This is a genomic window from Candidatus Krumholzibacteriia bacterium (assembly GCA_035649275.1).
In the GTDB taxonomy this organism is placed as follows: Bacteria; Krumholzibacteriota; Krumholzibacteriia.
The window spans coordinates 122390-147114 of record DASRJW010000101.1 but is presented as its reverse complement, the minus strand read 5'-3'; the positions used below and the strand labels follow the sequence as shown (position 1 = coordinate 147114).

Below are 24725 nucleotides of genomic sequence, written 5' to 3'. Positions count from 1 at the left end.
CTCCTCCGTCTGCGTCAGCCGCGGGCGCGGCGGTGCAACGTGGCTGCCAACCCCGCCGCGAAGACGACGACAGGGAGCACGATGATGGCGAGGACGTTGAGCAGACGTACCTGCGCCACCGTCATCGCCACGGCGCGCACCTGTCCCTGCTGGTGGCGCACGGCGATCAGGTCCTCGTCCTCGGCGAGCCAGGCGACGGCGTTGAGGAAGAGGTTGCCATTGCCCATGTCGTTGAAGCTCTGGTTGCTGGCGAAATCGGAATCGCCGCAGACGACGAGGCGCGCCTCGGTGCCGCTGGCTCCCCCGGCGCTTTGCAGGTCCTCGCCGCTGCGCAGCGGCTGGCCGGGACGATGCGACACCGCCGGCTCCAGCTCCGGGTGCAAACCGGCCACATCGAGCCGCACCGCCATGGCGACCGACACCGGTCCGGCGAGGTCGCTGGCATCGAAACCCACCTTCGAGCTCAGCAGGTCCGACTCGGCCCAGCTCTCGGGGCTGGTGAAAGCCAAGGAAGCGGTCTCGGCATTGCCGCCGTAGAGCTGCAGGCGCCGCACGGAGCGCACGTTCTGGAAGTAGGTGGGCTGGACGAACTGCTTGGTGATCGGGTGCACGCCGTAGCGGTTGACCAGCGGCGTCTGCGGCCCGCGATTGAGGAGCTGCCCGGTGGGGCTCGGGTCCACCACCCGGTCGTTGCCCACCTGCACGCCCCAGCGCCCCACCCAGCCCTCGAGATTGCTGAGGAAGAGCGGGTCGAAGAGACAGAAGACGCGGCCGCCGCGCTGCAGGTAGCGCTGCACCGCCTCGATCTCCTGATCCAAGAGCCCCGACTTGGCGCCGGGCACCACGAGGACGTCGCAGTCCTCCGGCACCACCCGGGCCTCGGTCAACTGCAGCTTCGCGGTGAGGTAGTTTTCCCGCTGCAGCGCGGTGGCCGCGGCGGAATAGCCCGAGATGCCCTTCTCCACCGGGTCCTTCTCGCCGTGACCGGAGAGGAAGTAGATCTTCTTCTGCCCCGGCCGCGACACCTTGATGAGCGCGTTGGTGATGTCCTCCTCGCCGAAGGTGCGGAGCCTGAGCGCCTTGTCGCCGGCGTCGAAGACCAGGGTTCCCATCTCGTGGACGCCGAAGCGCTCGGCCAGCTCGGGATTCTTGTTCATGTCTTCCAGGCGGATGCGCAAGCCGCGGTTGCGCCGGGAGTACTCGGTGAGCAGGTCGCGCACCGCCTCGCGGGCGTCGCGCTCGTAGTAGACATAGATGTCGATGTCCCGGTGCAGCCCTTGCAGCACGTTCAGCGTCTTCTCCGACAGGGTGTACTCGCCGGTGGAAGAGAGGTCGCGCCTCCAGGAGTGACGGCTCCCGAGGGTGGTGACCAGGAGGAGGATCACTCCCACCAGGAAGGAAAGAACCACGGCGTTCATGCCGTAGCGCGTCGAGCGCTTGCTCAGGTGCCGGGTGAGGTCGCGCCAGGAGAGTACCACCGCCAGCGACCACACCAGGCCGCCACCGGCGAGGAAACCGGTACTCCAGCCGCCGGCGCCACCCCGGGCCAGGGACAGCAGTGCCGCCGCACCGAGAAGGAGCACACCGGCGGCGACGAGGATGAGGAGACGGCGTTGCATCGCAAGCTCCCTAGCGGTACTTCAAGGATTCCAGGGAACGCAGGGTGAGGAAGAGGCCGAAGACGATGAAGCAACCGTAGAAAACCACGTGCTTCGTGTCCAGGACCCCCTTGGCGAAATCCTCGAAGTGCGCCACCAGCGACAGTTCCTGCAACCAGGTGCCCAAGGTGGAGGTGGGATCGCCGAGCAACCCCGCCAGCCACAGCAGGAGCGCCGCCCCCAGCCCGCCGATGCCGGCGACCACCTGGCTACGGGTGAGGGAGGAGATGAACATCCCCACCACCAGGAAGGATTCCCCTTGCAGGAAGACGCCGAGGAAGCCGACGAGCACGCTCGGACCGTGGGGGTTGCCGTAGAAGAAAAGGGTCCCCACCAAGACGAGGGCGAAGAGCAGGAGCATGACGAAGATCGTGCTCGCCGCCAGGAACTTGCCGAGCACGATGGCGCGCTGGCTGAGAGGCGAGGTGAGGAGGAGCTCCATCGTTCCCGCCCGGTGCTCCTCGGCGAAGCTCCCCATGGTGACGAAGGGCAAGACGAAGAGGCTGATCGCCCCGAGGGTGGCGAGGAAGCGGCGCAAGAGGAACTGGTGCACGTCCGCCGGTCCGGCTTCCTGCCCGAGCGAGAGCAGGCGCTCGCGGTAGAAGGTGTCGAAGGCCAGGTAATTGCGCAGCAAGGTCATGAACACCAGACCCACGACGAGGAGGAACACCGCGGTCACCACGTAGGCGATCGGGGAGGTGAAGTAGGTGCGCATCTCGCGCTCGTAGATGGAAGGCAATCCCCTCATGCCCCGCCTCCTTCGGCGCTCACCACGCCCAGGTAGATCTCCTCCAGGCTCGTCTCCTGGGGGCGGAGTTCGAGCAGCTCCCAGCCTTGCTGCACCACGAAGGCGGCGAGGCGGGAGCGCACCGCAGTGCCGCCCTCGCACTGCAGGCGATAGCGCCGGTTGCCGCCGCCGCGCACCGCTTCCAGGCCCTGCACGCCTTGCACCTGGCGGAGCGCCGCCTCCGGGTCCGCTTGCGGCGACTGGAGCTCCAGGAACAACGCCTGCCGCCCGGTTGCGCCGCCGTCCAGCTCGCGCAGCTCTTGGGAGAGCACGATGCGCCCGTGATTGATGATGATCACGCGCTCGCAGGTCATGCTCACCTCGGGAAGGATGTGGGTCGACAGGATGATGGTGTGCTCGCCCGCCAGCGAGCGGATGAGCCGGCGCACTTCCACCACCTGCTTCGGATCGAGGCCGGAAGTGGGCTCGTCGAGGATGAGGACCGGCGGATTGTGCAAGAGCGCCTGGGCCAGACCGGCGCGCTGCCGGTAACCCTTGGAGAGCTTGCCCAGGATGCGGTGCTGCACGTCCCCGAGGCCGCAGCGTTCCAGCGTGTCCTCCAGGCGCGGGCGCTGCTGGCGGCGCGGCACGCCCTTGATGCGAGCGATGAATTCCAAGTATTCCCGCACCCGCATCTCCAGGTAGAGTGGTGGGCTCTCGGGCAAGTAGCCAATGTGGCGTTTCACCGCCTCGGCCTGCTCGAAGACGTCGAAACCCGCCACCTGCGCCGTCCCTGCTGTAGCCGGTTGGAAGCAGGTGAGGATGCGCATCGTCGTGGTCTTGCCGGCGCCGTTGGGTCCGAGGAAGCCGACGCTCTCGCCGCGGCCCACCTCGAAGCTGACGCCGTCGATGGCGCGCTTGCCCGGATAGATCTTGGTCAAATCCTTGGCGACGATCATGCAGGGGTCTCCAAGAGGCCGCAGGGACGCGGGTTTCGGGCACCGGCCATTATAGGGGACGGCGTCGCCGACGCCACAAGCCCGCACCGCTTCACAAGCGGCGGTCTTGGGCATCGGGTATATTGAAACACTGCTCCGGGAGGCCGCATGATTCCCCACGCGACAGCGAGCCTGCACCTGCACGCAGGACGGGAGTTCCGCGAGGCCCAGCGCCGGGTACTCTATCTGCTGCAGGGGCTCGCGGCGCGCGGGCATCGCGTCCTCTTCTGCGGCCCGCGCACCTCGGCGCTCTTCCGCAAGGCCCAGGCCGCCGGCATTCCCTGCGAGGCGCTGACGCTGCGCAGCAGCCACGATTTCCCTTCGGTGGTGCGGCTGGCCCGGTTGGTGCGGGACCAGCATTTCGATCTGGTGCACGCCCACGACGCGCAGAGCCACCACGTGGCGCGGGCGGCGCGGGACCTGAGCGGCGAGCGCTCCCTCACCGCCAATCTCTTCCTCGGCCATCGGGAGCTCGCCGAGCCGGCGGCGACGTTGCTGCCGGCGCACTACGCCGGCCCTGGACTGCACCACATCGCGGTTTCCAAGCCCGTGCGCGACGGCCTGGTGCAGCGCGGCGCCGAGGCGGCGCGCATCGCCATCGTTCCCGACGGGGTGGACTTGCCCGGCCTCCGCCGCGCCCGGAGCAATGGTCACGACCCCTGGGGCCTGCGCGCCCGGGGCCGCCGGGTCGTGGGGACTTGTACCCGCCCGGGGCGGGAGAAGAGCCTGGGGCCCTTGCTCGAAGCCTTCGCGCTCCTCCACCGCCGCCTGCCGGATACGCACCTGCTGGTGGCGGGCGACGGCCCGGGGCGCCCGCAGGTGGAAAAACTCTGCCGCGATCTCGGCCTGGCCGAGGCGGTCACCTTCGCCGGGGTGCTCGAGGATCCGGCGGCGATGTACGCCACGCTGCACGCCTTCGTCGCCCTCACCGACTACGAGAACACCCATACCTGCATGCTCGAAGCGATGGGATCGGGCACACCGGTGGTCGCCGCGGCGGTGCCCGGCGTCCTCGGCCTGGTACGTCACGGGAGCTCCGCCCTGGTGGTGCCGCCGCGAGACGTCCCGGCCCTGGCACAGGCCCTCGGTCTCCTCCTGCTGCAACCGGAACTGGCGCAGCGCCTGGTGCAGGGAGCCAGCAGCGTCGCCGAACAACACTCGGTGGAGCGCATGGTGGAAGCCACCCTCGGCGCTTACCGCGGCCTGGGGCAGATCGACGCCGCGGCGCGGGAGGCGATGCCTCGGGAAGCTCCCCCCCCATGACCGCGTTCGTGAAGATGCACGGCTGCGGCAACGACTTCGTCGTCCTCCGCCATGCCGATCTCGAAGCCTTCCATTTCGACTCCGCCTCCCTGCCCCGCTTCGTGCGCGACGTCTGCGACCGTCACCACGGTCTCGGTGCCGACGGCCTGCTCACTTACGCCACGCTGAGCGGCGAGCGCTTGCGCATGCACTACTGGAACCGCGACGGCTCCCGGGCCGAGATGTGCGGCAACGGCGCGCGCTGCGTCGTGCGCCTGGCCTGGGAGCGCAGCGAGGTCGGCTCGCCGCTCGAGCTCGAAACCGATGCCGGAACCCATGCCGCCGCCATGCTGCCCCGTCCTCCGGCGCCCCCGTGGGTGGAGATCGAGATGGGCGCACCGCGCTGGGACGGGGCGAGCGTTGGCCTCCGCGACGGCAGCAACCTGCTGGACACGCCACTCGACCTCGGCGCTGGGGAGCTCCGGGTCACGGCGCTCGACCTGGGGAACCCGCACGCGGTGGTCTTCGTGCGCGATCGCGCCGCCCTGGCCGCGGTGGAACTGGAAGGCACCGGCCGGGCCCTGGCGGAGCACCCGCTTTTCCGGCGTGGCGCCAACGCCAGCTTCGTCGCCGTCGAGGGCGACGCCCTGCACCTGCGCGTCTTCGAGCGCGGCGTCGGGCCGACCCTCGCTTGCGGCAGCGCCTCGTGCGCCGCCTTCGCCGCCGCCACCCGCCTCGGCCTGCTCACGGCCAGCGCCGGCCCGGTGCATTTGCCCGGCGGCAGCGTCGAGGTGCGCGCCGACGCCGACGGGCGTCTCTGGCTGCGCGGGCCCGCGCTCCGCGTCGCCGCCGGGACACTGGATCCGGAGTGCCTCGGCGTCTGAGCGTCTTCAGCTTCTCTCACCGCGGAGGAATTGGAGCAGCGTCGCCACGTCGTCGCTGCTGCCGATGAAGAGCGGCGTGCGCTGGTGCAGGTCCTGCGGCTCGAGGTCGAGGATGGGCGTGATGCCGTCGGTGGCGGCGCCGCCGGCTTGCTCGGCGACGAAGGCGAGCGGGTTGGCCTCGTAGAGGAGGCGCAGCTTGCCGTGCTGCGCCTTGGCTTCCTTGCTGTCCGCCGGATACATGAAGATGCCGCCGTAGAGCAGGGTGCGGTGGAAGTCCGCCACCAGGGAACCGACGTAGCGGGAGCTGTACGGCGGCCTGCCGTCGGGAGTGCCCTTGATGTGCTCGAGATAACTGCGCACCCCTGACGCCCAGTAGTGGGAGTTGCCCTCGTTGGCGCTGTAGATCTTGCCGCGCTTCGGCAGCTGGATCTCCGGATGGGAGAGCAGGAACTCGCCGACGCTCGGGTCGAGGGTGAAACCGTGCACGCCGTGCCCGGTGGTGTAGACCAGCATGGTGCTCGGGCCGTAGACGATGTAGCCGGCGCACACCATGCTCCGACCTTTCTGCAGCAGGTCCCCGAGGGTGCCGTCTTCCCCCGCGCTGGTCTTGCGGTGGATGCCGAAGATGGTGCCGATGTTGACGTTGGCATCGATGTTGGAGGAGCCATCCAGGGGGTCGAAGAGGAAGACGTACGGCCCCTTGCGGTGATGCTGTGGGATGAGGATCGGATCGGCCATCTCTTCCGAAGCCATGATGCAGAGATGCCCGGTGTGATCCAGCGCCTTGACGATGGTGTCGTTGGCGAAGTCGTCGATCTTCATCACCTGCTCGTCCTGGACGTTGATGCGCCCCGCCTGGCCCAGGATGTCGACGAGACCGGCCTTGTTCACCGCCCGGGAGATGACCTTGGCGGCGATGGTGAGTTCGAGGAGCAGGCTGGTGAACTCCCCTGTCGCTTCCGGATAGCGTTGCTGGCACTCGACGATGAAGCGTGACAGGGTCATGCCCTTGAGAAAGGTCATGGCGGTGCTCCTGGACCTCCGGGTGCGCGGGCGACGAGCGGCCGGCACGGCCGGCAGTATACGACCTCACGGGCGGCGCAAGTGCAGCCCTTTGAGGTACTCCCCTTCGCGGTGCGACAGGCTGATCGGGTGATCGAAGCCGGCGCCGAGCTGCGCCAGCAGTTGCGTCCGGACTCCAGCCTGCGCCGCGGCCTCGAAGACGGCGCCGCGGAATTCCAGCGCGTCCACGTGCTGCGAGCAGGAGAAGGTGAAGAGCTCGCCCTCCGGCGCCAGCAGCTGCAGCGCCACCAGATTGATGTCCTTGTAGCCCCGGCGCGCCGCTTCGGCTTGGAGTTTCTTCTTGGCGAAGGCGGGGGGATCGAGAATGACGAGATCGTAGCGCGCCCCGGCCTGGCGCTTCTCGCGCAGCACCTCGAAGACATCGCCGTGCACGATCTCCCCGGCGGCGAAGCCATTGAGCTCCATGTTGCGCCGCAAAAGCTCCACGCTCGCGGCGCCGCTCTCGACGCTGGTGACGTCGCGGGCGCCGCCGGCGGCAGCGGCCACCGAGAAGCCGCCGGTGTAGGCGAAGCAGTGCAGTACCCGGCGGCCGGCGGCGCGCTGGCGCACCCGGGCACGGTTGTCGCGCTGGTCCAGGTAGAAGCCGGTCTTCTGCCCGCTGTCCGGTTGCACCAGGAAGCGCAAACCCTGCTCGCGGATTTCCACCGGAGCGGCGAGCGGCTCGCCGTGGAGCACGCCCTTCCGCGCCGGCAGGTTCTCCTCCCGCCGCGCCGGGATGTCGCTGCGCTCGTAGATCGTGCGCGGCTCGATTTCCGCCGCCAGGATGTCCACCAGCCGGTCGCGCAGCCGGTCGGCGCCGGCGGTGGTGAGCTGCAGCACCAAGACGTCGGCATAGCGATCCACCAGGACGCCAGGGAGGAAGTCGCCTTCGGCGCCGACGAGGCGGCAGCAGTCGGTGTCGGGGGGCAGGCATTGCCGGCGCAGCTCGAGCGCCGAGCGCACCCGGGAACGCAGCAGCGCACTGAGATCCTCGATCTCCTCCCAGGCGAGGAGACGCACGGCGAGGCTGCGCTCCGGGTTGACGTAGCCGATGGCGACGAAGCCACCCTCGGAATCCTCGAGGCGGCAGAGGCTGCCCGCTTCGAGGGGCGGCATGCTTTCGAAGGCGCCGGAGAACACCCAGGGGTGGCCGGCGCGGGCCGGACGTTCGCGACCCGGTTTCAAGCGCAGGACGGGCAGGGTGAGCATGGCGCCGCCGTGGTTCACTCGCCGCGGTAGCGCGGCGGGCGCTTGGCGGCGAAAGCCTCGAGACCCTCGAGCCGATCGCGGCTGGGGAGCAACTGCGCGTACGCCGCCGCCTCGATCTCCAGGCCCGGAGCGAGGCCCGCGTCGGCACCGGCGTCGATGGCGTGCTTGGCGGCGCGCACCGCGAGCGGTGCCTGCGCCGCGATCTCTCGGGCGAGATGCAGCGCCGCCGACTGCAGCTCCGGCGCCGGGACGAGACGGTTGGCGAGCCCCCACTGCAACGCCTCCGCTGCCTCCAGCCTGCGGGCGGCGAAGATCATTTCCTTCGCCCGTGCGACGCCGACGAGACGCGGCAAGCGCTGCGTGCCGCCGGCGCCGGGCATGATGCCGAGACTCACCTCGGTGAGACCGACACGAGCGTCCGTGGCGAGGAGCCGCACGTCGCAAGCCAGCGCCAGCTCCAGACCGCCGCCATAAGCGATGCCGTGCACCGCCGCGAGGGTCGGGAACGGCAAGCGGGCTACACCATCGAAGGTAGCGCGGATGAGGGTCAGGTACTCGCGCACCTCGTCCAGGGAGAGTCCGGCGCGTTCCTTGAGATCGGCGCCGGCGCTGAATGCCTTGCCCGCACCGCAGAGGATGGCACAGCGGATGGAACGGTCTTGCCGCGCCGCTTGCGCCGCCGCGCCGAGGGCGCGCAAGAGCGGCCGGTCGAGCGCGTTCAGCACCTGCGGCCGCTGCAGCGTCCAGCAGACGACGTCTTCTTCCCGGCTGATTTGCAGCGGCTCCGAGGCGCTCGTGCTCACGTCGTCCTCCGCGTCTCCAGGGTGGGAGCGCCGACGATAGTCGCCTGCTCTGGCAGGATCAACCGCCTGGACCGTGGCGGCAACCCGGCGACGCCGCGTGCAGCACTGTAAGCCTCTTTGTCGCCTGCAATTGCAATGTCAGGACGGTTCCTCGCTCTTGCGGTCGGCGACGGCTTCCCGCATGCTCCGCGCCGGAGGCCCATGCCGCAACACGGACAGGTCGTGCTCGAGCCGGAGATCTTCCTGGAGAACCTGCTCGCGGATCTGCGCCGTCCGGGGCAGATCCTGGTGGCGACGCACGACAACCCGGATCCCGATTCCCTCGCCTGTGCGCTCGGGCTCAAGACCCTGTTCGAAACCGAGCTCGGCCGCGACACCTCGATCGGTTTCGGCGGCATGGTGGGACGGGCGGAGAATCGCGCCCTGGTCGAAGCCTGCCACATCACGTTGCTGCCTCTCGACGACCTCCGCTTCGCCGACTTCGCCAGTGTCGTGCTGGTCGATGCGCAGCCCGACACGGGGAACAATTCCATCCCCGCCGAGGTCATGCTCGATCTCGTGGTCGACCACCATCCGCTGCGCGAGCACACGCCGCAGCGGTCGCGTTGGGTGGACGTGCGCAGCGACTACGGTGCTTCCGCCACCATCGTGGCTCAGTACCTCCTGGCGCGGCAGGTGACGATCACGCCGCTCTTGGCCACAGCGTTGCTCTATGCCCTCAAATCGGAGACCCAGGACTTGGGGCTGCGGGCCAACGCCGTGGACCGCCAGGTCTACTTCCATTTGTTGCCCCTCGTGGACCCACGCGCCCTTTTCGTCATCACCCACCCCAAGGTGTCCCACGAGTATTTCCGCATCCTCGGAAGGCTGGTGCGCCAGACCCAGCTCTACGGCAAAGCGGCCATCGTCTACCTCGGCCGCGTTTCCAATCCGGACCTGGTGGCCGAGATGGCCGATCAGCTGATGCGGCTCGTAGGGGTGGAATGGGCGCTCAGCATGGGCAGCTGCGGCAAGGAGCTCTTCCTCTCTCTCCGCACCAGCCACGAGGGCGGCGGCGCCGGGCAAATGATTCAGCGCCTCGTGCGCGGTCTCGGCCGCGCCGGCGGTCACGGCATGCTGGCCGGTGGTCGCATCGGCGCCGTGCCCCGGGATCGCAAGTCCAGGCTCGACCTCGCCGCCATGATGCGCGATCGATTCCTCGCCGAGTTCAACCTCGGCGGCACCCAGCCCCGGAGCATCCTCGACGATTGAACCGTAGCCGATCCCCGGCCAGCTCAATCCATGTAGACGAAGGCGCTCCGCCGGGGACGCGCTGCCTGGGCGCGCTGCCGCCGCGCCCGGTAGCGACCTTGCTTGGCGGCGAAGTAGCGCGGCTCCTGCTGCGCCTTGCGGGCGGCGAAGCTCGAGTTGCTGCAGGCCTTGCTGCAGTAACGGCTGCCACGGTGGCTCCAGACCAGGCGCGGGCACTGGTGCAGGCTCGCGGCGGGGAGGAAGGCACCGAGTTCTGCCTGAGCGGCGAAGCGCTTTTCCCCGTCCACCGGCCAGCCCGACTCCGGCGCCGCACCGCGCACGAGGCCGTGACAGCGATGCACGACGGTACCGAAGGAGTCTCTGGGCAAGGCGAGGACCTGGAGGAGGGAGGTGGAGAGCAGGGACTCGAAGGGGTCGCCGAGCTCGCTCAGGGGGCGACGGGCGACGAAATCAGGCCAGCCTTGCGCAGTCGCAGCAGCGCCCGACGGCTGCAGCGTGACAGCGGCGAGCCACTGGGACAGGGCGTTTTCTCCCTCCGCCTCCAACCGGTGGTCGAGGAGACGCACAGCGATGACCCGGCGCAGGAGTCCCACGTCCCTGCGTCGTGCGGTCGAGGCGAGGGGATCGATCGGTGCGCCGGCCTGGGGGTGCGGCTCCCGAGCGGATCCGACTCCGTCCCATTCGAGGGCCCGATTCACGACCTCCACCCAGAGCATCCCCGCCTCCCTTACCACCCCGCCGGCCTACCTGCCCTCGCCGACTCTCCGCATCGAAGTAGCTGCACTGCCTCCTTGTCAAGCACGCGCCCGGTCGCTTTGGCACAGCCCGCCGGCGCCGAACCTCCCGACCCGCCCCACGCAGCATCGCTCCTTGGACGGCGAGATCCCGTCGACGACCCCAACCCTTGACGGTGTCGATCGGGGCGCCGAATACTCTGAAAAGCAAGGAGGGTGCACGCATGCGTCGCATGGTTCTCGTTCTCACCTGGGGTCTGCTCTCGGGCCTCGTCCTCCAGTCGGGCGCGGTGGAGATCACCGGCGCGCCGTTGCGCCCGGCGCAGCTGCAATCCCGGGCCCAGCTCGCTTCTCCCCACGCCTTGTTGCAGACCGACAGTACGCTCGCCTGCTTCGAGGGCTACCTCACAGCCCTCCTCAATCCCGGGTGCTTCGAGACACTGGATCCGCCGCACACCGCCGACTGTGTTTCCGCTTCGAGTCATTTCATGGTGCAGTACTTGTTTCCCGACGTCACGGTGACGCACAAGGTCATCGGCTTCGGCTTCTTGAGCAACGACGACGACACGGTGTTCCCGTCGGCGGGTGTGCTCCAACTTCCTATTGTCCAGGGACAGGTGCGCTTCCCGAGCCCCGCGGAGCTCGCGGACTTACCGGTGAAAATGGTCGAGACCTTCGGCGACACTTCGCTCGTGTTCGTCGATATCGAAGCGCAAAACCTCCTCGTGCAACCCGGGGCGAACACGGCGCTCGTGTTGGCGCTGCAGTTCCCGCAGGGCGGCGACCTGACGGCGGTAGGCGTGGGCCCTGGAATCGCCGCCGATGCCGATTATCCCGAGCAGGAGTGCGACATCTTCACGCTCGATGGCGGTACCATCTGGTTCGAATCGGTCTGCTCTCCCACGGACCCGACCTGCGAGCCCCTCGACTGGGGCTTCGTCCTCCTCATGGAACCGGTCCTCCCGGTGGAGTCCATCACCTGGTCGCAGGTGAAGAATCTCTTCAAGACGCCCTGAGGCCGGACGGACGCCTCCATGTGCCCAAGCTTCCTGCCGCGCCTCCTCGTGCCGAGCCTTTGCTGGGCGCTGGTGACCGCGGCGACGGCGGAACCGCGGCGCTTCCCGCTCGCTTCCCCGCTCCTGGGAACACCGGTCGAAGTTCCCCACGACACGACCTTCGCCTGCTTCGAATCCCCGCGTCTCGCCCCGGCCATCAACCCCGGCTGCTTCGTCACCTTCGACCCGCCGCAGCCAGGCGATTGCACCTCTCACGCCTCGCACTATCTCTTGCAGGCCATTCGCCCGAACCTCACGCTGCCGCATCGCCTCTTGGGCTTCGGCTTCCGCAGCAACGACGGGGCGACGATCTTCCCGGCCGCTGGGGCTCTCCTGGTCACGGGGAGCACGATTCCGCTGCCCGGACCGGCTGAGCTGGCGGCGCTGCAGGCTGGGCCAGTGCAGAGCGGCTCCGACACGAGCTGGGTGTTCGTGGATCTTTCGGCGGCGAACGTGGTGCTCCCCGCGGGTGGGGTGGCGGCACTCCTCGTCGTCCTTCGCTTTCCCGAGGGCGGACAGCTGCTCGGAGTGGGCAACGGACCGGGCATCGACGTGGACACGGAGGCTCCCGACCAGGACTGCGATTTCTTCAGCATCGACGGAGGCGAGACCTGGATGGCGCCGGCCTACGATCCCGCCGATCCGCTCTCGCCACCCCTCGACTGGGGGTTCGTCCTGCACCTGGAGCCGGTGCTCGCGGTGACGGCGCTCCCCTGGGGCCAGATCAAGTCCCTTTATCGGACGCCTTGAAGCTCCCGTTGCAGCCGTTCGACGCTGCAACACCGGCGTCCATCCTCCGGGTCGAAGCGACGAACGATCGACGCTCCCACTGCGGAGGGGCGCGCGAAGGTGTGTGCCAGTCGCATGCAGCTGTCACGCGAACGGTGCAGAGCCGAGCTCCCAGACGTGGAGGGATTCGTAGCGAGCTCCGCCGGGGCCGAGGTGGCTCTGCATCAGCGCCACCCGCGGGTGTCGCTGCGCCTCTACCGGGGGAAGTCGGGTGGCGACGAAGGCGGGGCCCGGTCCGCCCGAGGCTCCCGGAGGTGCGGTCTCGCGCACCCGGCCCAGGGTGAGATGGGCCTGAAAGGCTCGCCCTTCCCGTTCCCATCCGAGGCCCGCCATCGCCTCCTCCACTGCACCCACGATCTCGCCGAGCGCCGTTCCCGTGTCGTCGATGCCGACCCAAAGGACTCGCGGGTGTTTCGCGTTGGGGAAAGCACCAGTCGAACCGAGGCCGAGGACGGGGGCCTGACGCTCGCGGAGGGCGCTATCCAAGGCCCGAACGATCTCGGGCAGGCGCGACGACGGGACCTCGCCGAGGAACTTGAGGGTGAGATGAATCCCCTCGGGATGCACCCAGCGGACGCTTCCTGAGGTATCGGCCTTTTGCTGCCGGCGCTGGAAGGAAGCCAGGCTGTCGAGGAGCCCCGGCTCGAGGAGCAGGGCGACGAAGAGTCGCATCCTGGGATCCTACCCTCAAAGCCTCGAGAGCGCTTCGCTCCCTTGACAGGAGCAGAAAATATCCGTATACGTATATCCGTATGGATAAGGCTCCAGTGCTTGCGGGCCTGTTCCGGGCCCTCGCAGATCCCATCCGGCTCAAGCTCTTGAGGCTCCTCGAGGGCAATGAGCTCCGGGTGCAGGAGCTGGTGGAGATCCTGGGACTGGCCCAGCCCACGGTGTCGCGCCATCTGGGAGTCCTCTTCCGCTCCGGTCTCCTGCGCCGGCGCCGCGAGGGCGGCTGGACCTTCTATGGCCTGGATCGGGACGGCCCCGCACTCGGGGCAGGTGGTCTCGGTCAGGCAGTGCAGCATCGGCTGCGCGAGGGTGCGATCGCCAGCGAGGAGATGCAGCGGCTCGAGCGCTGCCTCGAGGCGCGGGCGGCGCGGAGCCGCGACTTCTACGCCCGCATGGCGCCGGAATGGGATGGCCTGCGTGCTGGGCTCGAAATCGAAGGCCTGCACCTGCGTCTCCTGGGCGGGGTGCTGCGGCGCACCCTCGACCTCGTCGACGCCGGCACCGGGACCGGGGCGCTTCTCCCGGTGCTGGCCGGAACAGCGCGGCGGCTCGTCGGGGTGGACCGCGCTCCGGAGATGCTCGCCCTGGCCCGGCGCCGGATCGCCGCGGCGGAGCTGGCATCGGTGCGACTCGTGTGCGCCGACATCGCCCGCATGCCGCTCCCGGATGCTTCCGTGGACGCGGTGTGCTCGGCTCTGGCATTGCACCACGCCCCGAGCCCGGCGGCGGTGCTGGAGGAATTCGCTCGCGTCGTGCGCCCTGGCGGCGCGGTGGTGGTGAGCGATCTCGTGGAGCACGGCGAGGAATGGATGCGCAGCGAGCTCGCCCATGCCTGGCTCGGCTTCCCGGAGCCGCAGGTGGAGCGCTGGTGCCGTGCTGCCGGCCTCGACTGCCTCGACGCCACCCGGCTCCAGCGGCGGCGCGCCGGCGCCGCGCGGCAGCTGCCTGATCTCTTCGTCCTTTGGGCGCGCCGGCCCGGGTTGCCGGAAGCGCGGGTGACGAACACAGAAGGTTCCTAAGTCTCGACCGCTGCAACGCTGAGGAGAAACGATGCAAACGAAGATCGCCAATCCGGCGCTCGCCGATCTCGGCCGGCGCCGCATCGAATGGGCCGAGTCCCGCATGCCCGTGCTCATGGCACTGCGCCGGCGCGCGCAGGAGAGCAAGCCGTTGCAGGGGATGCGCATCGCCGGCTGCTTGCACGTCACCAAGGAGACCGCGGTGCTGGTGCGCACGCTGCGCGCCGCCGGTGCCGAGCTGTCGTGGAGCGGCTGCAACCCGCTGTCGACGCAAGACGACGTGGCGGCGGCGCTGGCCGCCGAGGGCACCTCGATCTTCGCCTGGCACGGTATGAACACCGACGAGTTCTACTGGTGCATCCGCCAGACCCTGGGGCTGGAGCCCACCATGACCTTGGACGACGGCGCCGATCTCATCTTCACCGTGCACCACGAACGCAAGGACCTGGCGGCGAAGCTGCGCGGCGGCACCGAGGAGACCACCACGGGGGTGCAGCGGCTGCGGGCCATGGCCCGGGACGGAGCGCTCCTCTACCCGGTGATCGCGGTGAACGACGCGGAGACGAAGTGGGATTTCGACAACGTCTTCGGCACCGGCCAGTCGTCGGTCGACGGCATCCTGCGCGCCACCAGCATCCTGCTGGCGGGAAAGAACTTCGTCATCGCCGGCTTCGGCCACTGCGGGCGTGGCGTGGCGCTCCGCGCCCAGGGCATGGGGGCCCGGGTCATCGTCACCGAGGTGCGTCCCATCGCGGCGTTGAAGGCGGCACTCTCCGGCTTCAGCGTGCTCCCCATGGAGGAAGCGGCCCGCATCGGTGACGTCTTCATCACCGCCACCGGGATGAAGGACGTCATCCAGAAGCAGCACTTCGCGGTGATGAAGGATGGCGCCGTGGTCTGCAACACCGGGCACTACGACGTGGAGCTCAACCTGAAGGATCTGGCGGCGCTGGCCCGCAGCGTCCGCGAGGTGCGCCCGAACAACGAGGAGTACACCCTGCAGGACGGCCGGCGCATCTACGTGCTCGCCAAGGGACGCCTGGTGAACCTGGCTGCCGCCGAGGGCCATCCGTCGGAAGTGATGGACATGTCTTTCGCCAACCAGTTCCTCTCCATGGTGCGACTCGCCCGTGAAGGGACGGAGCTGGAGCACAAGGTGTATGATATTCCCGCGGCGCAGGACGAGGAGATCGCCCGCCTGAAGCTGGAAACCATGGGCATGGCGATCGATAGCCTGACGGCGGAGCAGGAGCGCTACGCCACGGACTACGCCGCGGGCACCTGAAGTGCAGCGGAGGGTGCGCATGCAGACAAGCGCACAGCAGGTTTTCCCGGTGCCGATGGCGTTGCGCGTCCTCGCCTTCGCCATCGACGCCGTGCTCACCGTGCTCGCCCTGGTGGCCCTGCGGCCGTGGCTCGGCAAGGTGCCGGTCACGGTGTGGAAGGAGACCTTCTTCTTCGGCTGCCTTGCCTGGCTGCTTCTCCGCTTCTTGCTCTTCGGCAAGACGCCGGGGACCTGGGTGCTCTGCCTGCGTCGGACTGGCCGCAGGTCGGCGCCAGCCCGGCGCGGGCAGGTGGGTTCCTACACGCCGAGCCGCGCCGGTCTGATGCTCCGCTTGAGCGCCACCAGCGTGGCACTCGTTGCGGCCCTCTGGGCCGCATCCATGCTTCGCCCCAGCATCGGCGGCAGCGACGCCGAGCAGCTCGCCTCCGTCCTGGTGCTGAACGACGCGCAGCTCCGTCATACCCTCGGCGAACCGGTACGCGTCGACATCCGCGGCGTGGCGCGCCGCGGCGAGCAGGCCGAGGCGGGCACGGCCACCTTCGCGCTCCGCCTGCGCGGGCAGCACTCCCGTCAGGACATGCGGGTACACGCGCGCCGGGTGCACGGCGCCTGGACCATCGAGGAGCTGAGCGACATCGAGGTCGCCCCTGCCAGCGTGACTGCGGAGGTGGCGGAGCGCTGACCCCGCCGTTGCGGCCCCTGGCGGCTTCCCCTATCTTCGAACGTTCTCGGGACGGCGCGGCGACGTGCCCCGCTGCGCCCGCCCAGCACCGCGCCATCTCTCTGGAGGAGTGACGATGAGCCAGCTCGTGGGGACCGCGACGGACACCAACTTCAAGGCCGAGGTCGAAGACGCCGACCTCCCCACCCTGGTGGATTTCTGGGCCACCTGGTGCAGCCCCTGTCGCGCCATTGCCCCGATCGTCGAGGACTTGGCGAAGGAATTCGCCGGCCGGCTCAAGGTCATGAAGATGGACGTGGACGCCAACCCGCAGGTGCCGATGCGCTTCAACATCACCGGCATCCCCACGGTGCTCTTGTTCAAGAACGGCAAGATCGTCGATCAAACGGTGGGTGCCGTGCCGAAGCGCCTCTTCGTCGACATGGTGGAAAAGCACCTGGGCTGAAGCCGCGGCCGCTTCAGGGCGATGGCGTCCCCGAGGCCGGCGTTCCGGGGGCTTGCGGTGCGGCGAACTTGTAGGTGAGGCGAACGGTGCCGGGCTCGGCGATGCCGGCCCGCGCCGCCGGGCGATACTTGGAATCCCGCGCCGCCGCGAGGGCCGGATCCTCGAAGATGCGCGCCGTCGAACTCTCCACCCGCACCCCCAACACTTCCCCCACCCGGCCCACTTCGACCGCCACGGTCACCTCGCCGGATTCGTTCGCCCCGGGTGGATACTGCGCCTGCACCTGCTCCAGCACCGCGGCAGGTTGGAGGTCGGCGTCCGCCGCGGCGCCCTGCTGCTGGCTCCGCTCCGGGGAGCGGAACTGGGTGGCCAAGCGGTTCTTCTCGTCTTGATCCAGGTTCTGCCCCAGCCTGGGCACCGTGTGCCGCAGGCGTTCCTCCCGTTGCAGCACCTGGTAGAAAGCGGTGCGGCCGCGCCACGGCCGTGGCCCGCTCCAGCCGCTGTCGGGAAGTGCGGCGATCTCCGCCTGGATGCGCGGTTCGAGCTCGTCGAGCGCATATTCGCGCCGGCTTTCTTCCACCCCGCTGATGCCGAGCTGCTTGAGCGCTTGCTCCAGGGGAACGCCTTGCTCGAGCAAACGCTGCAAGTGCGGGACGCGCGCCGGGTCACCCACCAGGATCTGCCGGCAATGCACCACCTCGACCACGTCGGTGCTGTCCACTTCACCGTGCACCAGCGGCGCTTCCACTCCCGCGCTCAAGGTGTCCAACGGCGTCGCCGGCAGCGGCAGCGGTGCTTCGCTGCCGGGCTCGTTCTCGAGCGGCCAGGGAGCGAGGGGATCGTCAGGGGGCTTCTGGCGCCCCACCCAAGGTTTGGCGGGAGAAGCCGGGTCCGGAGGTTTGTCCTGTGCCGCCGCGGCGGCGGCGAGAAGCGCCACCAGCACCGCGAGCCCGGAGGAGCCGCGCACCGCCGGTCACCTCGGGATGGCGAGCATGCGGTCCAGCGCCAGGCGCGCCTCGACGGCGATCTCCGGCGCGACCTGCACCGGCCAGCGCTGCTCGCCGTGTGGGATGCCTTCCAGCGTGCGCATCAGATCGATGGGATCGATGCGATACATGGTGCTGCACTGGCAAGCGAAGGGCGAGAGCGTGCGGAGGCGCTGTTCCGGGTGTTGCGCCGCCAAGCGCGCCACCAGGTTGTGCTCGGTGCCGATGACCCAGGAGGAGCCGGGCGGGCTCGCTTCCACCGTGCGGATGATGAAGTCCGTCGAGCCCACCAGATCCGCCTTCTCCACCACCGCGAAGCTGCACTCCGGGTGCACCAGGACGCGGACTTTCGGATCGGCCTGCCGCGCCAGTTCCACGTGCTCGGGCTGGAAGTTCATGTGCACGCTGCAGTGACCTTTCCAGAGCAGGATCCGGGCCCGGCGCAGCGCCTCGGCGCTGTGGCCGCCCCGCTCCTGGCTCTGATCCCAGAGCAGCATCTCGTCCAGACCGAGACCGAGCTGGAAGAAAGCGGTGTTGCGCCCCAAGTGCTGGTCGGGAAGGAAGAGGATCTTGTCACCCTGCTCGAGGGCCCAGCGCATCACGCCTAGGGCATTCGACGAGGTGCAGACGGCGCCTCCATGGCGGCCGGTGAAGGCCTTGATGGCGGCGGTAGAGTTCATGTAGGTCACGGGGACGAGGGTGGCGTCGCACACTTCCTGGAACTCTTCCCAGCAAGTCTCCACCTGATCGATGTCCGCCATGTCCGCCATGGAGCAGCCGGCGTTCCGGTCCGGCAGGAGCACCGTCACCTCCGGCGGTGTCAGCATGTCCGCCGTTTCCGCCATGAAGTGGACGCCGCAGAACACCACCCAGCGCACGCCGCGGGCCTCGGCCGCCTGTCGCGCCAGGGCGAAAGAGTCGCCGGTGCGATCGGCGAAGCGGATCACCGCGTCGCGCTGATAGTGGTGACCGAGGACGAGGAGCTCGCTGCCGAGGGCTTTCTTCGCCGCCGCGGTGCGCGCCGCGATCTCCTCCGGCGCCAGCGCCGTGACGCTGTCGTGCTCCTCCGCCACGGGCGCGAGCGGGAGCGTGCGGCTCGAGCTCATGCCACGCCTCCTTGGAGCGCGCCTGGCGCGTAGAGCGGCGAGGCGCCGCGCAGCCGCTGCACCACGGTCACGACCTTGCGCAGCACGTAGTCCACTTCTTCCTCGGTGTTGAAGCGCCCGAGGCCGAAGCGGAGCGAGCTCCGCCCCAGATCGTCGGGCACGCCGATGGCGCGGAGCACGTGAGAGGGTTCGCTGTTCTGGCTGTCGCAGGCCGCTCCGGGCGAGACCGCCACGTCGTTGAGCTGCATGAGCAGCGCTTCCCCCTGCACGCCGGCGAAGCTCAGGTTCAGGTTTCCGGGCAAGCGCGGCGCCAGGGCGCCGTTCAGCCGGACGTCGGGAAGCGCGCTCTGCAAACCTTGGCGCAAGCGCTCGCGCAGCTGGAGCAGGCGAGCGGCTTCGCTCTCGAGCTCCGCTTGGGCGCGCTCGCAGGCCTGGCCGAGGCCGACGATGCCGGGGACGTTCTGCGTTCCCGACCTAAGGCCGCGCTCCTGGCCGCCCCCCGGCGAAGCGGGAGCGAGACGCACCCCCCGGCGGCGGACGTACAGGGCTCCCACCCCCTTCGGGCCGTAGAGCTTGTGCGCCGAAAGCGCCAGGAGATCCACCTGCAGCTTCTCGACCGCGAGCGGCACCTTGCCCACCGCTTGGGCCGCGTCGGTGCAGAAGAGGATGCCGCGCGCGCGGGTGAGGGCCCCGATCGCCGCCAGCGGCTGCAGCGTGCCGATCTCGTTGTTCGCCGCCATGACGCAGACGAGCACGGTGTCGTCGCGCAGCGCTTCCTGGATGGCCTCGGGCGTCACGAGTCCGTCTGCACCCACGCCCACCACCGTCGTTTCCCAACCCTCGGCCTCGAGGGCCGCCAGCAGGCCGAGAACCGCCTTGTGCTCGATGGCGGTGGTCACCACGTGCCGGCCGCGCTCCCGGCGCGCCCCGAGGGCGCCGCGCAGCGCCAGGTGCAGCGATTCGGTGGCGCCGCTGGTGAAGACGATCTCCCGCGGCTCGGCGCCAAGGAGCGCCGCCACCTGGGACCGGGCCTGCTCCACCGCCCGCGCCGCCACCCAGCCGAAGGAATGGGAGCGGCTCGCGGCGTTGCCGAAGTGCTCCTTCAGATAGGGCAGCATGGCCTCCAGGACCGCCGGATCGAGCGGCGTGGTGGCGTGACAGTCCATGTAGATCGGCAGCTGCATGGGGCTCCCGGTTCGGCCGTCGGCCCAATATAACGTTTTCGCGGCCCCCTGTCGGCGGGGCCGGGGCGGCTGGGGGACAAGGGATTGGGGGCCTCGGCGTCAGTTGCCGAGGGGCACCACCCGCACCTCGCCGGTCCCGGCGGAAACGCGGACGGCGCGGGGATCGACGTGGTCCCCGGCGATGAGGGTGACGCTGCCGCCGCCGACGGCGTTCCCGCGACCGTTGAAGATGAGCTGGTCGTTGGTGAAGGTGGTGGCGGACATGGTGACGCCCTCGGGCAGCGCGTAGACTTCCACGGCCTCGCCGACGTCGGCGACGCCGTTGTCGTTGGCGTCGTCGATGAAGGCCATCTCGTTGTCGTCCGTGCGGTAGTCGAGCACGATCTGGTGGTTCCGCGCCCGCGCCCGCGCCCGGCCCTCGCGGCAGGCCGCGGACAGACGATCGCAGGCCGAAGACATGCGCTGCGACTCGCGGTAGGAGTTGAAGTTCGGGATCGAAGCCGCGAGCACGATGCCGATGATGACCACCCCGACCATGAGCTCGGGCAGCGAGAAGCCCCGGCGGTCCCCTGCGCGCATCACAGCTCCTTCCAGGAGATGACGATGTAGTCGAAGGCGAGCTCCAGAGCCAGCCGGATGGCGTCGCGGCTGTAGAGGACAGTCGGATTGCCGCCGCCGATGCCGTATTCGCTTTTGCCCTGACACATGATTGCGCCCAGGACCCAGGCGTTGCCGGTGATCTTGATGTCGCCCTCGACGTAGACGAGGCCGCGCCACCAGAAGCCGCCCGAGATGTCCAGGTCGCCCTTCACGTAGAGGAGCCCCTCGCCGCTCGTGCTGTTGAATTTCTCCCCGCCGGTGGCGTCGCCTGCGATGTAGGTGATGCCCTCGAGCGGGTTGCCGTCCCTGGACGAGGTGTGATCCGGATCGGCAAGGATCATGTCCACCACGTCCTGGGTGACGCCGAGCGCCTCGGCCAGGCTGTAGAAGGGATTGGTACTCACCGTGTCCATGGCCGCAGGCACCCCCTCGAGGTTGGTGGAGCCGCCCGTCAGCACTGGATCTCCGGTGGTCATCACCGCCGGCAGATCGTCGTAGCCCTCGTCGAAAGCCGAGCACGGCGGGACCGACTCCAGATTCGAGTTCTCCGGCGTGTCGATCCGGTGGTTGTGGCCGCAGACGTTCACGGTGCCTCGCAGGTCGGCGCCGGTGTTGCAGTTGAGCGCGGCGAGGAGGTTGGGGGTGAAGGGAAAGCGGGTCACCTCGACCCGCAGCCGGCGTCTGGCCTCGGTGGAGTGCCCCGCCACCTCGATGACCTCGATCACCGAGCCCTCGGTGGTGTTCTCCGGCGGGATGCGGCTGGCGTCGTAGCGCACGATCTCACCGGCGTCGCGCACGCTGTCGCCGTTCAGATCGCGCCACTTGTGCCGGATGGTGACAAGCTGGCCCTCGCGTAGGTAGTCGAGCGGATTGCTGGCGAGATCCTGCACCGTGGGCGTGAAGCCGGCGTTGGGGTTGGCCGAGGTCGGCGTGGCGCCCCCGGGGGCATAGACGTCCACCTCCCAATCCGGGTCGAGGCCGGGGACGGTGTCCCGGATGCAGGCGTCGAAGGTCTCGCTGTTCACGGTGACATCGGTGCCTGGGCGCAGCGACAGCCGGTTGAGCGCCTCCTGCACCCCCGCCTCGGCGGCGAACTGCGCCTGCGTGCCGCGCCGGTCCTGGCCGGAAACCTTGAGGTCGCCGCCGGCGGTGTAGATGAGCGCCGCGCCTACGAAGCCGAGCGCGAGGAGCAGGGCCAGAGCCAGGACCAGAGCCGCGCCGCGCTCGCTGTGACGTGCCCGCACCATCGTCCTCACTCCTTCCGCGCAGCTAGAGCGCCTGTCGCTCGTTGAAGAAGACCACGACCTTGCCGGTGGACACCGAGGTCCGCGAGCCCACCGCCAAGTCCGGGGCGCTGTCCTTGTTGAAGTCGGCGGACACCATGGTGACGATCTCGCCGACGCTGGAGCTGGAGATCACCGTGCCCTTTTCCGGCAGGAAGCCGTAGGCCCGGTACAGCACCACCGCTCCGGTGTAAGCCGTGCCGGTGCGGGTGCCGACGAAGAGGTCCGGGAAAACGTCATTGTCCACCTTGGCGGCGCTCAGCGTGAGCGGCGCGCCACCCGGATTCACTTGATCGTCGGGGCTGACGCTGGGGCCGCCGGTGCCGAGGCCGAAGCGGTAGCCGCCGCGGTTGTGCCAGACCTGCACGTTGCCGGCGGTGGAGCTGGTGGAAGTGGCGACGACGATGTCCGTGTCGTTGTTGCCGTCTTCCTTCATGTCCAGCGCCAGCACGTCGCTGATGCTGCCGGAGATCGTCAAGCGGTCCACGGCAGTGTAATACTGCAGCTCGATCGGCACGATGATGGCGCCGCCACCACCTTGCAGGCTGTCCTGGAAGGCGGCGCCGTGCACTAGCAGATAGACATGGCTCACGGAGCTGCTGGCACGGCAGCCGACGACGATGTCGTCGACGCCGTCGCCGCTGAAGTCGTGCGCCGCCAGGGTCACGACCTCGCCCAGCGCTTCGCTCACCGGTGTGCCGCCGGAGTACATGAGGAAGCTGGTGTAGATGTCCGTGTCGGACCTCTGGAAGCTGGCGCCGCCCCGGCCGTGCCAGATTTCCACACGGCCGGTGCCGAAGCCCGAGGTGGTGCCGACGGCGAGGTCCGGATAGGCGTCGTCATCGAACTTGCCGGAGACGACGTCGTTCACCGACATGGCCAGAGCGGCGGTGTAGCGCTGCGTCGGTGCCGTCGGCAACCTGCCGGCGTTCGTTCCCGTCTGCGTGATCCACACCGCCAGGTTGGAGGTGGCGGTGCCGAGGCCGGTGACCAGGTCCATGGCACCATCGTTGTTGAGATCCCGCGCCACCACGGCGTTCACGTCCGCCGCCACCACACGCTGGTACGACGGGGTCTGGCTGAAGATGGCCGAGTTGGGCGTGCTCGAGGTCTTGCGCTCGTTCCACCAGGTGAGGATGTCGTTGGTGCCGCCCACGTAGTGGGTCCCCAGGACCATGTCGAAGTCGCCCCGGTTGTCCTCTTTCATGTCGCCAGCGTTGATGGACAGGGCCCGCTCGGTCTCGGAGAGGACGATCTCCTGGAAGCTGACGTCTTGCTGGGCGATGTCGCCGAACTCGACGTTTACCGTCTGGTTTTCCACCACGTCCACGTCGACGGTGTTCACCGTGGACGAGGTGTGGGCGGGCGGATCGGCCTCGGTGACCTGGTGCGCGCCCACCTCGGCGACGAAGTGGAAGTTGCCGCTGGCGTCGGTGGTGGTGACGTCGGCGTCGTCCAGCGTGATGCTGACGTTGGCGATGCCGTTCTCTTTGTTGTCCCGGACGCCGTCGTTGTCCGCGTCCAGGTAGACGATGCCGGCGATCTCGCCGGAGGCGCGGAGCGGGTAGTCGCCGAAGTCGACCTGCACGGAGTCGCCATCCGCCGCCAGGTTCACCTCGACGATATTGGGCGTGCTCGAGGCGTAGCCCACCGAGTCCACCTCGGTGATCGTGTAGTTGCCGACACTCACCGCGAAGGAGAAAGCCCCGAGGGTATCGGTCTGCACCGTGGCCCCGGTGTCGAGGAAGACGCGGATCCCCGCCATCCCCCAGTCCTGGCCGCTGTCGAATTGACCGTTGCGGCCCTGGTCGTGATAGACCAAGCCGTGGATGAAGCCGGTGCCGCCCTGGGAAACGTCGCCGAAGTTGAGCTCCACGTAGTCCCCCGGGATCGGCACAATGGCCACCGTGTTCGGCGTCGTGCTCACGTAGCCAACGCGGTCGATTTCGGTGATGGAGTAGTTGCCCGGGGGGAGGACGAACTGGTAGCGCCCGTCGGCGCCGGTCTTGGTGGCGTTGCCGTTGCTGCAGCGCACCACGACGCCGCCCAGGGGGACCTCGGCCTGCTCCCGCGTGCCGTTCTGGTTGTAGTCGTGGAAGACGACGCCGATGACTCGGGCCGCCGTCGTCTGCCGGTTGCGGAAGCTCACCGAGGACTCCAGGACGTTCCACTCGGCCTGCTTGCGCGGGTGCAGCCCCTCGGTGGTGGCGGTGACGTCGACGCGCTCGATGAGGGCGAGGTCGTTGGCCGGCACCGGGTCGAGAGCGGCGATCTCGGTCTGCGAGAGCTGGCCGTTGGCGTCGGTGTCGCCGTGCAGGACCGCCGGCGTATCCGTGTCGTTGTCGTCGTCCACCCAGTAGCGGAAGAGCGGCTGCGGCACCATGCCGTCCTCGTCGGCGGCGGGGCCGCGGAGCACCGCCAAACCTGTGTTGGTCACCGTGTTGGCGGCGCCGTCGCTGCCGTAGACGAAGGCTTTGAGCACCAGATCGTTGGGCGTGTCCGAGTCCTCTTCCTCGTCGTCAGCGGCGTCACCGCTGGAAACGCTGCCGTCGCGGTTCGAATCCACCGTGAGCAGGATGGTCTCGGCGCCGGTCTCGAAAGCGCGGGGCGGCGTGTAGCTGGTGCTCCCGTCGAGGGTGACCGAGCCATTCTCCAGGTCTGGATCGAGGGCCGCCGGCGCCGCGGCGGCGTCGTCGTTTTCCAGCGGGAAGAGGTTGGCGTTGAGGCCGACGCTCCAGGGCCCGGCGTAGACGAAGCGGTTCTGGCCGCGGGACATATCGGCCTGAGAGCCGGCGGAGCGCAGGATGCGCGTGACTTCGTCCAGGGCCACCCGGGCGTTGTCCGTCCCGGAGACGCGACCGCGCTCGTGGTGCAGCTGCGTTCCCATCTGGCTGGTGACCAGCATCGTCGCGAGCAAGGCCACGCCGACGACCATGGTCGACACCAGGAACTCGTAGAGAGTGAAACCGTGTTCGCTTCGTGCCTTTTTCATGG

23 protein-coding genes are annotated in these 24725 nt (G+C 68.9%); 9 read left to right on the top strand and 14 right to left on the bottom strand.

Features of this window, described 5'->3' with window-relative positions:
- Positions 1 to 14: 14 nt before the first annotated feature.
- Genes VFE28_10550 through VFE28_10540 form a run of 3 tightly spaced genes read right to left on the bottom strand, consistent with a single transcriptional unit; the run spans position 15 to position 3344 of the window.
- A complete protein-coding gene (locus tag VFE28_10550; protein HZM16435.1) occupies positions 15 to 1619 on the bottom strand; it encodes a Gldg family protein in 1605 nt (534 codons plus the stop codon).
- A 10-nt stretch (positions 1620 to 1629) separates the two neighbouring features.
- Complete coding sequence (locus tag VFE28_10545) at positions 1630 to 2406, bottom strand: ABC transporter permease (protein ID HZM16434.1); 777 nt, start codon at positions 2404 to 2406, stop codon at positions 1630 to 1632.
- On the bottom strand, positions 2403 to 3344 hold the full coding sequence (locus VFE28_10540; GenBank protein HZM16433.1) for an ATP-binding cassette domain-containing protein: 942 nt from the start codon (positions 3342 to 3344) through the stop codon (positions 2403 to 2405). The genes VFE28_10545 and VFE28_10540 overlap by 4 nt, the downstream gene beginning before the upstream one ends.
- A gap of 147 nt (positions 3345 to 3491) precedes the next feature.
- Between VFE28_10540 and VFE28_10535 the strand changes: the two genes are divergently transcribed.
- Complete coding sequence (locus VFE28_10535; GenBank protein ID HZM16432.1) at positions 3492 to 4646, top strand: glycosyltransferase family 4 protein; 1155 nt, start codon at positions 3492 to 3494, stop codon at positions 4644 to 4646.
- Positions 4643 to 5509, top strand: a complete 867-nt coding sequence (gene dapF, locus VFE28_10530) for a diaminopimelate epimerase (protein HZM16431.1) — start codon at positions 4643 to 4645, stop codon at positions 5507 to 5509. Before VFE28_10535 ends, dapF begins: the two co-directional genes overlap by 4 nt.
- Positions 5510 to 5515: 6 nt before the next feature.
- Here the strand turns inward: dapF and fbp are convergent, their stop codons facing one another.
- The 3 genes from fbp to VFE28_10515 all read right to left on the bottom strand — a co-directional run bounded on the left by fbp (position 5516) and on the right by VFE28_10515 (position 8583).
- Positions 5516 to 6532 (bottom strand): class 1 fructose-bisphosphatase, encoded by a 1017-nt coding sequence (fbp, locus tag VFE28_10525; protein HZM16430.1) that lies wholly within the window; start codon positions 6530 to 6532, stop codon positions 5516 to 5518.
- Between the two features lie 66 nt (positions 6533 to 6598).
- Complete coding sequence (locus tag VFE28_10520; GenBank protein ID HZM16429.1) at positions 6599 to 7780, bottom strand: class I SAM-dependent rRNA methyltransferase; 1182 nt, start codon at positions 7778 to 7780, stop codon at positions 6599 to 6601.
- A 14-nt stretch (positions 7781 to 7794) separates the two neighbouring features.
- Positions 7795 to 8583 (bottom strand): enoyl-CoA hydratase-related protein, encoded by a 789-nt coding sequence (locus tag VFE28_10515; GenBank protein ID HZM16428.1) that lies wholly within the window; start codon positions 8581 to 8583, stop codon positions 7795 to 7797.
- A gap of 201 nt (positions 8584 to 8784) precedes the next feature.
- On the opposite strand from VFE28_10515, the gene VFE28_10510 reads away from it, so the two are divergent.
- Positions 8785 to 9834: a DHH family phosphoesterase gene (locus VFE28_10510; GenBank protein HZM16427.1), complete on the top strand. Its 1050-nt coding sequence runs from the start codon at positions 8785 to 8787 to the stop codon at positions 9832 to 9834.
- A 23-nt stretch (positions 9835 to 9857) separates the two neighbouring features.
- Here VFE28_10510 and VFE28_10505 read toward each other — a convergent pair whose 3' ends face one another.
- Complete coding sequence (locus VFE28_10505; protein ID HZM16426.1) at positions 9858 to 10550, bottom strand: hypothetical protein; 693 nt, start codon at positions 10548 to 10550, stop codon at positions 9858 to 9860.
- Between the two features lie 242 nt (positions 10551 to 10792).
- Between VFE28_10505 and VFE28_10500 the strand changes: the two genes are divergently transcribed.
- Both VFE28_10500 and VFE28_10495 read left to right on the top strand, forming a co-directional pair.
- Positions 10793 to 11584 carry a hypothetical protein gene (locus tag VFE28_10500; GenBank protein HZM16425.1) on the top strand — a complete coding sequence of 264 codons (792 nt, stop codon included), beginning with the start codon at positions 10793 to 10795 and terminating at the stop codon, positions 11582 to 11584.
- An 18-nt stretch (positions 11585 to 11602) separates the two neighbouring features.
- On the top strand, positions 11603 to 12373 hold the full coding sequence (locus VFE28_10495) for a hypothetical protein (protein ID HZM16424.1): 771 nt from the start codon (positions 11603 to 11605) through the stop codon (positions 12371 to 12373).
- A gap of 123 nt (positions 12374 to 12496) precedes the next feature.
- Here VFE28_10495 and thpR read toward each other — a convergent pair whose 3' ends face one another.
- Complete coding sequence (gene thpR, locus VFE28_10490; GenBank protein ID HZM16423.1) at positions 12497 to 13084, bottom strand: RNA 2',3'-cyclic phosphodiesterase; 588 nt, start codon at positions 13082 to 13084, stop codon at positions 12497 to 12499.
- Between the two features lie 95 nt (positions 13085 to 13179).
- Between thpR and VFE28_10485 the strand changes: the two genes are divergently transcribed.
- The 4 genes from VFE28_10485 (at position 13180) to trxA (ending at position 16572) form a co-directional block, all read left to right on the top strand.
- On the top strand, positions 13180 to 14160 hold the full coding sequence (locus tag VFE28_10485) for a metalloregulator ArsR/SmtB family transcription factor (GenBank protein ID HZM16422.1): 981 nt from the start codon (positions 13180 to 13182) through the stop codon (positions 14158 to 14160).
- A gap of 31 nt (positions 14161 to 14191) precedes the next feature.
- Positions 14192 to 15445: an adenosylhomocysteinase gene (locus VFE28_10480; protein ID HZM16421.1), complete on the top strand. Its 1254-nt coding sequence runs from the start codon at positions 14192 to 14194 to the stop codon at positions 15443 to 15445.
- A gap of 19 nt (positions 15446 to 15464) precedes the next feature.
- Entirely contained in the window at positions 15465 to 16127 is a 663-nt protein-coding gene (locus VFE28_10475; protein HZM16420.1) for a hypothetical protein, read from the top strand.
- A gap of 115 nt (positions 16128 to 16242) precedes the next feature.
- Entirely contained in the window at positions 16243 to 16572 is a 330-nt protein-coding gene (gene trxA, locus VFE28_10470; GenBank protein ID HZM16419.1) for a thioredoxin, read from the top strand.
- A gap of 13 nt (positions 16573 to 16585) precedes the next feature.
- On the opposite strand, the gene VFE28_10465 is transcribed toward trxA, so the two are convergent.
- The 6 genes from VFE28_10465 to VFE28_10440 all read right to left on the bottom strand — a co-directional run bounded on the left by VFE28_10465 (position 16586) and on the right by VFE28_10440 (position 24723).
- The gene (locus tag VFE28_10465) at positions 16586 to 17539 is read right to left on the bottom strand and encodes a TonB family protein (protein ID HZM16418.1); all 954 of its coding nucleotides are present in this window, start codon (positions 17537 to 17539) and stop codon (positions 16586 to 16588) included.
- 6 nt (positions 17540 to 17545) lie between these two features.
- Positions 17546 to 18664: a quinolinate synthase NadA gene (gene nadA, locus VFE28_10460; GenBank protein ID HZM16417.1), complete on the bottom strand. Its 1119-nt coding sequence runs from the start codon at positions 18662 to 18664 to the stop codon at positions 17546 to 17548.
- Complete coding sequence (locus VFE28_10455; protein ID HZM16416.1) at positions 18661 to 19848, bottom strand: cysteine desulfurase family protein; 1188 nt, start codon at positions 19846 to 19848, stop codon at positions 18661 to 18663. The genes nadA and VFE28_10455 overlap by 4 nt, the downstream gene beginning before the upstream one ends.
- A 99-nt stretch (positions 19849 to 19947) precedes the next feature.
- On the bottom strand, positions 19948 to 20427 hold the full coding sequence (locus VFE28_10450; GenBank protein HZM16415.1) for a GspH/FimT family pseudopilin: 480 nt from the start codon (positions 20425 to 20427) through the stop codon (positions 19948 to 19950).
- Positions 20427 to 21695, bottom strand: a complete 1269-nt coding sequence (locus VFE28_10445; protein HZM16414.1) for a pilus assembly PilX N-terminal domain-containing protein — start codon at positions 21693 to 21695, stop codon at positions 20427 to 20429. The genes VFE28_10450 and VFE28_10445 overlap by 1 nt, the downstream gene beginning before the upstream one ends.
- A gap of 22 nt (positions 21696 to 21717) precedes the next feature.
- Entirely contained in the window at positions 21718 to 24723 is a 3006-nt protein-coding gene (locus VFE28_10440; protein HZM16413.1) for an SdrD B-like domain-containing protein, read from the bottom strand.
- Positions 24724 to 24725 lie beyond the last annotated feature (2 nt).

Coding starts and splice junctions, on each gene's coding strand:
- VFE28_10440 (HZM16413.1), bottom strand. CDS start 24,723: ATGAAAAAGGCACGAAGCGAACACGGTTTCACTCTCTACGAGTTCCTG.
- VFE28_10450 (HZM16415.1), bottom strand. CDS start 20,427: ATGCGCGCAGGGGACCGCCGGGGCTTCTCGCTGCCCGAGCTCATGGTC.
- VFE28_10505 (HZM16426.1), bottom strand. CDS start 10,550: ATGCTCTGGGTGGAGGTCGTGAATCGGGCCCTCGAATGGGACGGAGTC.
- VFE28_10480 (HZM16421.1), top strand. CDS start 14,192: ATGCAAACGAAGATCGCCAATCCGGCGCTCGCCGATCTCGGCCGGCGC.
- VFE28_10520 (HZM16429.1), bottom strand. CDS start 7,780: ATGCTCACCCTGCCCGTCCTGCGCTTGAAACCGGGTCGCGAACGTCCG.
- VFE28_10445 (HZM16414.1), bottom strand. CDS start 21,695: ATGGTGCGGGCACGTCACAGCGAGCGCGGCGCGGCTCTGGTCCTGGCT.
- VFE28_10475 (HZM16420.1), top strand. CDS start 15,465: ATGCAGACAAGCGCACAGCAGGTTTTCCCGGTGCCGATGGCGTTGCGC.
- VFE28_10455 (HZM16416.1), bottom strand. CDS start 19,848: ATGCAGCTGCCGATCTACATGGACTGTCACGCCACCACGCCGCTCGAT.
- VFE28_10535 (HZM16432.1), top strand. CDS start 3,492: ATGATTCCCCACGCGACAGCGAGCCTGCACCTGCACGCAGGACGGGAG.
- VFE28_10545 (HZM16434.1), bottom strand. CDS start 2,406: ATGAGGGGATTGCCTTCCATCTACGAGCGCGAGATGCGCACCTACTTC.
- VFE28_10510 (HZM16427.1), top strand. CDS start 8,785: ATGCCGCAACACGGACAGGTCGTGCTCGAGCCGGAGATCTTCCTGGAG.
- VFE28_10540 (HZM16433.1), bottom strand. CDS start 3,344: ATGATCGTCGCCAAGGATTTGACCAAGATCTATCCGGGCAAGCGCGCC.
- nadA (HZM16417.1), bottom strand. CDS start 18,664: ATGAGCTCGAGCCGCACGCTCCCGCTCGCGCCCGTGGCGGAGGAGCAC.
- trxA (HZM16419.1), top strand. CDS start 16,243: ATGAGCCAGCTCGTGGGGACCGCGACGGACACCAACTTCAAGGCCGAG.
- thpR (HZM16423.1), bottom strand. CDS start 13,084: ATGCGACTCTTCGTCGCCCTGCTCCTCGAGCCGGGGCTCCTCGACAGC.
- VFE28_10495 (HZM16424.1), top strand. CDS start 11,603: ATGTGCCCAAGCTTCCTGCCGCGCCTCCTCGTGCCGAGCCTTTGCTGG.
- VFE28_10500 (HZM16425.1), top strand. CDS start 10,793: ATGCGTCGCATGGTTCTCGTTCTCACCTGGGGTCTGCTCTCGGGCCTC.
- dapF (HZM16431.1), top strand. CDS start 4,643: ATGACCGCGTTCGTGAAGATGCACGGCTGCGGCAACGACTTCGTCGTC.
- fbp (HZM16430.1), bottom strand. CDS start 6,532: ATGACCTTTCTCAAGGGCATGACCCTGTCACGCTTCATCGTCGAGTGC.
- VFE28_10550 (HZM16435.1), bottom strand. CDS start 1,619: ATGCAACGCCGTCTCCTCATCCTCGTCGCCGCCGGTGTGCTCCTTCTC.